The sequence below is a fragment of the Bacteroidales bacterium genome (genome assembly GCA_031275285.1).
Taxonomy (GTDB): Bacteria; Bacteroidota; Bacteroidia; order Bacteroidales; family UBA4181; genus JAIRLS01.
Genome location: JAISOY010000212.1, coordinates 1 through 7,327, shown reverse-complemented (window position 1 = coordinate 7,327; position 7,327 = coordinate 1). Strand labels below are relative to the sequence as shown.

7 protein-coding genes are annotated in these 7,327 nt (G+C 39.8%); all 7 read left to right on the top strand.

Annotated elements, in window-relative coordinates; translation table 11 throughout:
• The first annotated feature begins 307 nt into the window (after positions 1-307).
• Positions 308-562: a transposase gene (locus LBQ60_21135; protein ID MDR2040429.1), complete on the top strand. Its 255-nt coding sequence runs from the start codon at positions 308-310 to the stop codon at positions 560-562.
• A 76-nt stretch (positions 563-638) separates the two neighbouring features.
• Positions 639-821, top strand: coding sequence for a transposase (locus LBQ60_21130; GenBank protein MDR2040428.1), 183 nt, complete (start codon positions 639-641; stop codon positions 819-821).
• Positions 787-1,089: a transposase gene (locus LBQ60_21125; protein MDR2040427.1), complete on the top strand. Its 303-nt coding sequence runs from the start codon at positions 787-789 to the stop codon at positions 1,087-1,089. Before LBQ60_21130 ends, LBQ60_21125 begins: the two co-directional genes overlap by 35 nt.
• Before the next feature lie 276 nt (positions 1,090-1,365).
• Positions 1,366-3,708, top strand: a complete 2,343-nt coding sequence (locus tag LBQ60_21120) for an FtsX-like permease family protein (GenBank protein ID MDR2040426.1) — start codon at positions 1,366-1,368, stop codon at positions 3,706-3,708.
• A 52-nt stretch (positions 3,709-3,760) separates the two neighbouring features.
• Positions 3,761-4,435, top strand: coding sequence for an ABC transporter ATP-binding protein (locus tag LBQ60_21115; protein MDR2040425.1), 675 nt, complete (start codon positions 3,761-3,763; stop codon positions 4,433-4,435).
• 10 nt (positions 4,436-4,445) lie between these two features.
• Positions 4,446-6,665, top strand: coding sequence for a peptidase domain-containing ABC transporter (locus LBQ60_21110; protein MDR2040424.1), 2,220 nt, complete (start codon positions 4,446-4,448; stop codon positions 6,663-6,665).
• Between the two features lie 33 nt (positions 6,666-6,698).
• Positions 6,699-7,327, top strand: a 629-nt coding sequence (locus LBQ60_21105; GenBank protein ID MDR2040423.1) for a hypothetical protein, incomplete at its 3' end; no start/stop codon positions are given.

Genomic DNA, 7,327 nt, shown 5'->3' with positions numbered 1-7,327 from the left:
CATGTAAACACTTGCCTATATGCAACGGCCCATGTTCCCAGAACATAATGGAAACTTCCCCTGATAATTTACAATCGATTTGCGTATTGAAAAATTCTGAGGTCAAGCCGGAGTCATTTATCATCGATTTGTATGAAAAGAATGTGAAACATCTGAAAGAAGAATCAGAGCAACAATAATTTTTGTAAAAAACTGATAAGAATCTGTTTAAAAACGACAATGTGATTATATAAAAACATTGGTTATTAGTTTCATATGTCGAATGGCATTTGTAATCTTATGGTTATCGATCAAATAAACATTACAAATAAAAAGACATCCGACAGACTTAACCAACAACCAATGGGATACAATAGTAAAAATAATTCCTGATAAGCGCAAACGTAAAAATAAATTTCGGGAAGTCTTTAATGCATTGTTTTATTTGCTGAAAAGTGGTTGCCAATGGCGGATGTTGCCCAAGTGTTTTCCGGACTGGCGCCTGGTTTATTATTATATCAGGAAATGCATATTTAACGGTACAATTAATTTGATAATGAATGTAATAAGAGGCAAGATTTGAAAGTCATATGGAAAGAACGAAGAGACTTCGGTTGGTATCATTGAATCCCAATCGGTAAAGACCACCCGTTTTGTAGATCAGGAGTTACGACGGAGGCAAACGGATAAAGGGCTGTAAACGACATATCGTAACTGATACCCTGGTATTACTGTTGGTTGTGGTGGTTCATTCCGCCGGAATCCATGACTGTAAATCTGCTGGGGGATGTTTTAACCAGATCAAGGATGGACTTTTTTACAATGGCCAGGTTTTTTGCTGATGGTGGATACCGTGGGGAAGTGATTAATGCTGTAAAAAATAAATTGAAGCATATCATTGAAGTCATTTTGCACACTGATGGTAAAAAAGAATTTATTCCCTTACCTAAAGGTTGGATAGTGGAAAGAACTTTTGCATGGTTTGAAAGTTACAGGAGACTAAGCAAAGATTATGAATATCAATGTAAAATCTCTGAAAACATGGTTAAAATAAATATGATCAGATTAAGATCAATGATTTTTCAACTGAGCTATTTAAGATACGCATAATGCAGAATAACAAAGCATTATACCAGTTGTCGGATTGTTATCTATTCAGCATATTTTGACTTTTTAACGCACTGGTATCTGATAACCAATAAAAAGGGTTTTGTATTTAACAAAAAAAACCTACTTTTGTTTAGTAAATCTAATATGCCCAAAAATGAAAATGTTCATCATGGTTGCCTTTGAGGATGGAGCAATAAATAATGACCTCCCAGGGCAAAGCAACATTATTCTTTAACAGACTATCTTATTGTAAGAACTATAAATCAGGCAATTGTTATGTATCCAATTTTACGGAATATTTTAAGCGTTATCCGCCGGTTTAAGCTGGCAACAGTTTTGAATATTATGGGGCTTTCGGTTGCTTTTGCAGCATTTATGACCATCATGGTCCAATTGAATTATGATTTGAGTTTTGATAAGTTCCACAAAGACCATGACAAGATCTTCCGGTTGGAATTGCTTCAAGAAACATCTGTTCAAACAAATATTCCTCGTCCGCTTGCCGATCTTTTTTTCGAGTCATCGCCTCACATTATGGCCGGTGCGGTTGTCAGCCCATTTCCGTATGAAAATTATTTCAATATTGAAGATGATGGGGTGCGGGACTTTTTTACAGAAAAATGCATGAGCGTGGCGCCTGAATTTATTGATGTTTTTACTTTTGATTTCGTAGAAGGCAGTAAAGATGCTTTCAAAGCACGCAGCAAAATAATTATCCCGTTGAGCCTTTCGCGTAAGATATTCGGGAATGAGCCGGCGGTGGATAAACAGTTGAGAGAATGGACGGTGGGAGCCATATACAGGGATTTTCCGTCAAATTCCATCGTCAATAATTATATATATCGTCCCTCCATTTCGGCAAATCAGGATAAAGAGAATTGGAGTAATTTTGATTATGATGCATATTTTCGAGTCGATGAAGCATCTAATTTACCGCTGATATATGAGAGTTTCAAACGAAAGTATAATGCTCTTGGTGGTGATCCCTGGGAGGATATAGGTGCACAGTTGCGTTTTACGGCTTTACCTGATATTCATTTTGTGACTAATGTATCAAACGACACTGCACCAAAGGCAAGCAGGCAAACATTGATGATTTTGTTTTCCATTGCTATAGTGATTATCATCATTGCATCTATCAATTTCATTAATTTCAGCGCAGCGCTTACACCCATCCGTGTTAAGAGGATCAATACGCAGCGCGTACTGGGCGCCCAACGGAACACCCTGCGTATCGCAATTGTAGCCGAATCGGCTGTCATCTGTTTCCTGTCATACCTTGTAGCACTGTGCCTTATTTCGGTATTCCGTACTACCCCATGGGTAAAGCTTGTAGATGGTAACCTGTCGTTTGCAGCAAATCCGTTGATATTTGGAGGAACAGCATTCATAGCATTGCTCACCGGTTTGTTTGCCGGCATTTTCCCCTCCCGTTACATGACTTCCTTTGAACCGGCATTAGCCTTGAAGGGATATTTCGGCCTGTCATCGACAAGGAAACAAATGAGGAACATTTTGATTGGTATTCAGTTTGTATCCTCGTTTGCGTTGCTAATAGGCGTTTCTTTCATGTATTTACAGAACAGATTCATGCAAAACTCCGCTTTAGGCTTTGACAAGGATGAATTGATCACTGTCAATATCGGGCGGATACAGAATAGTCGCGATGCGTTTGTCGACCGGTTAAAATCGTACTCCGGAATTGAAGATGTTACTTTTGGCGAAGTGTTATTATCAGGTTCCGATATTTATATGAAATGGGGAATTGATTACAATGGAAAACGCGCTGAATTTCAATGCATTCCGGTACATTACTCCTTTCTGAAAGTAATGGGTATTCATATTACGGAAGGTCGCGATTTCAGACAAGAGGATGCGGATCTGCAAAATGGAGTGTATGTGTTTAATGAGACAGCACGCAAAATATACGATTTAAAACTAAACACAATGGTAGGTGATGGTGGCATTGAAAGTGGTGAAATAATAGGCTTCATACAGGATGTAAATGTTACTTCTTTTCGCCTAGGTGTTGCTCCAATGGCATTTTATGTATGGGGAACGAAAAATTGGGGTAGACAACCAGGCATTGCATACATTAGGCTGAAGCCCGGAGTGAACAAACATGAAGCAATGGCATATATTCATTCTACACTTGCCGGATTTGACGCCAATTTCCCCTTTCAAGTCCGTTTTTACGATGAAGTGTTGCAACAACTTTATGAAAAGGAAACTTCGTTGATTTCGTTGATATCGCTCTTTAGTTTGATGGCTATATTTATATCTGTCGTTGGCGTCTTCGGTTTAGTTGTGTTCGATGGCGAATGCCGGCGTAAAGAAATCGGCATCCGGAAAGTCTATGGCGCATCGGTGGCAGAGATCATCCTAATGTTCAATAGAAGGTATCTGAAGATATTGGTGATTTGTTTCTTGATCGCAGCGCCGCTTGCATTTTATGTCGTCAGCCGCTGGTTAGAGAATTTTGCATATAAAACGCCGGTGTACTGGTGGGTTTATTTACTGGCTTTTATTATTTTGTCGGTGATAATATTATGTACGGTGACTTTCCAGAATTGGAGCGCGGCGAATGAAGACCCGGTGAAGTCTATTAAGACGGAATAAAACAATTACGGATCAAGGGGGGTGCATCTATGAAAATTAGAAAATTTAGGATATGATCAAAACAGAAAATCTTCAAAAAATCTTTCGTACAGAAGATGTTGAAACCTGGGCGCTGCATCAGGTCAGTTTAGAGATTGCTTCAGGTGAATTTGTTGCTATTATGGGGCCGTCTGGTTGCGGTAAATCTACGCTGCTTAATATTCTCGGTATGCTTGATACTCCCACCAGTGGTGCTTATTTACTCAACGGAGAGGATGTAAGCGTTTATTCCGAGCCGCAACGCACACGGCTGCGCAAAGGTGTTATTGGGTTTGTTTTTCAAAGTTTCAACCTGATCGAGGACATGAATGTTTTTGAAAACATAGAATTACCATTGATATATATGGGTGTTTCGCCTGCCAGGCGTAAAGAAAAAGTACAGGCAGCTATGGAGCGGATGCAAATCACTAATCGCTCCAAGCATTTTCCGCAACAAATTTCAGGAGGGCAACAACAGCGGGTAGCCATTGCCCGTGCTGTGGTTGCCGGTCCCAAAATCATACTTGCCGACGAACCGACAGGTAATTTGGATTCAAAAAACGGCAGGGAGGTGATGGGCCTACTCTCCGAATTGAACAAGGATGGTACAACAGTTGTCATGGTAACACATAGTCAGCATGATGCAGGTTATGCCACACGTGTATTGAATCTGTTCGATGGGGAATTGATTTCTGAAGTGAAGTTGTAAAATCTTAATCATGGCATTTCCGTTTACTCTTCAACATGATGGCATGGATTGTGGACCAGCTTGTTTACATGCGATAGCGAAGTATTATGGGCGGAATTTATCATTGCAATCATTACGCGAATGGTGCTACGCTAATCGCAATGGGGTTACCATGCTGGGAATTGCCGATGCTGCCGAACAAATCGGTTTTCGTACGATGGGCGTACGTACAACTTTCGAAAAGTTGTCGGGTAAGATAGTGCTTCCGTGTATTGTTCACTGGAGGCAATCGCATTTTGTGATAGTCTATAAAATCAAAGTTCGCAAACACAAAGGCGCTTATCGTGGTAAGGTATATGTAAGCGATCCTGCTTTTGGGCATGTAACCTACAGTGTTGATGAGTTTTTGGATGGCTGGCTTAGCGCGCGGGAGGAAGGCGATGATAAGGGTATGGTTCTGATGATTGCCCCCTCGATGGCTTTTTATAATCCGTCTTCCCATGTGGCAAATGAAGAAAAACCCGGCATATCATGGTTTTTTAATTATTTGCGCCCTCATAAAAGACTGTTTTTACAGATTATTATGGGGATGTTGCTAGGGCTGATGATACAAATGATTTTCCCTTTCCTCACGCAATCCATGATTGATGTGGGCGTACTTAACAGCAATCTTAATTTTATCATACTGATTTTGGTTTCACAATTGGTATTGGCGATAAGTCAAATGGCTGTTGGTTTTGTTCAGAATTGGATATCGCTACACGTCAGTACCCGGATCAACATTGCGTTGATTTCTGATTTTCTGCTGAAACTGCTAAAATTACCCATTGCTTTTTTCGATTCAAAAAATACCGGGGATATTATGCAGCGAATTGGCGATCATGGGCGGATTCAATCATTCATGACCGGAACATCCATTTCTGTTTTTTTTTCTTTTTTTAATTTTATTGTATTTGCTATTATTTTGGCATGGTACAATCTCACATTGTTATTGATTTTTGTTGTAGGTTATAGCTTATATGTGGGTTGGGTGATGGCCTTTCTACGTATCCGGCGGGTTTTGGATTTCAAACGTTTTGAACGTTCAGCTCGAAACCAGAGCAACATCGTACAACTTATTTCCGGAGTACAGGAAATAAAGTTGAACAACTGCGAAAAAAAAATGCGATGGCGATGGGAGTCGATTCAGGCAGAGTTATTCGAAGTTAGCGTTAAGGGATTGACGGTAAATCAAATACAGCGAACAGGGTCGTTTTTTATCAATCGCATATTAGATATTATTCTTTCGGTAATTGCTGCAAAATCAGTCATTGACGGACAAATGACGCTAGGTATGATGATGTCTATAACTTACATCCTTGGACAATTGAAAGGACCGGTCGAAAACTTTATCGGCTTTGTACATTCCTATCAGGATGCCAAAATAAGTATTGAACGTCTGGGAGATGTTCATCTCAGGGAAGACGAAGATCAGGCCAATAAATTGAATGTAATGGAGTTACCTTCAGATGACAAAAGTATTTATCTGGAAGATGTTAATTTCAGTTATTTGAGTCCGAGTGCTCCGCCTGTGCTAAAGAATGTAACGCTAACCATACCGGAAGAAAAAATAACGGCAATAGTCGGTGCGAGTGGTAGCGGAAAAACCACCCTGTTGAAACTGCTTATCGGGAATTACACACCGATAAAAGGGCAAATCAAAGTTGGCAACACATCATTGAGAAACATTCATTCCAGATTCTGGAGATCCCAATGTGGTATTGTGATGCAGGACGGGTTCATTTTCTCGGATAATATTGCTGAAAACATTGCAGCAAGCGACGAAGGTGTAAATAAAGACAGATTATACCAGGCTGCAAAAATTGCAAACGTGCATGAATTTGCCGGAGAGTTGCCCTCCGGATACAATACCAAAATAGGGCAGGAAGGCACTGGCCTCAGTCAGGGGCAAAAACAGCGCATCCTGATAGCTCGTGCTGTTTATAAAGATCCCGCCTACTTATTTTTTGACGAAGCTACCAATTCTCTTGACGCTAACAACGAAAGCGAGATCATGAAGAATATGGAAACTTTTTACAAAGGACGTACCGTTGTGATAGTGGCACACCGATTAAGTACAGTGAAAAAAGCCGATCAGATTGTGGTGTTAGAAAAAGGCGAAATTATAGAACACGGTACTCATGCCGAATTGGTTGAAAAACGGGGAGCTTATTTTAATTTAGTGCAAAACCAGTTGGAACTTGGGTGTTGAAATATGATAATTGATAATAATAAATCAAATCAGTTGGAAATCAAAAAAGATAACCCTATTGAACTCCGCAACGAAGAGATCGAAGCTATACTGGGACGCACACCCAATAGTTTGGTTCGTAATGGCATTATGGTTATTTTCGGAGTCATGATATTGATTCTGGGAAGTACTTTCTTTTTCTCTTATCCCGATTCTATACATTGCCGAATTATTATCACATCATCAAATCCACCTGTGCATCTTATTGCGCAAACGTCAGGACATATCCAAAATCTGGTAGTAGTAAACCATCAAAAAGTAAAAACAGACCAACTGCTGGCAATATTGGAAAATCCTGCTGACGTAAGAGATATGCTTATTCTGGAGACATTTATAGATTCTATCAAGAAAAACGATATAAAGCCTGGCTGTATCCATTTTGAACCTCAACGTCTTAGGTTAGGTGATGTGTTACCTTATTTTCTGGAATTTCAAAAAGCTCTGGCAGAATTTGAGTCATTCGAAGAACTACGTTATCATCCCCAAAAACTTGAAGCCATGCGGCATCAAATCGAATTAACCATTGCATATAGGGAACGATTGAAAGGACAACTTCAATTGATGGAACAGGATATGGCCATCGAACAAAAAAATTACGGGCGGGATAGCTCTCTAAGACAAAT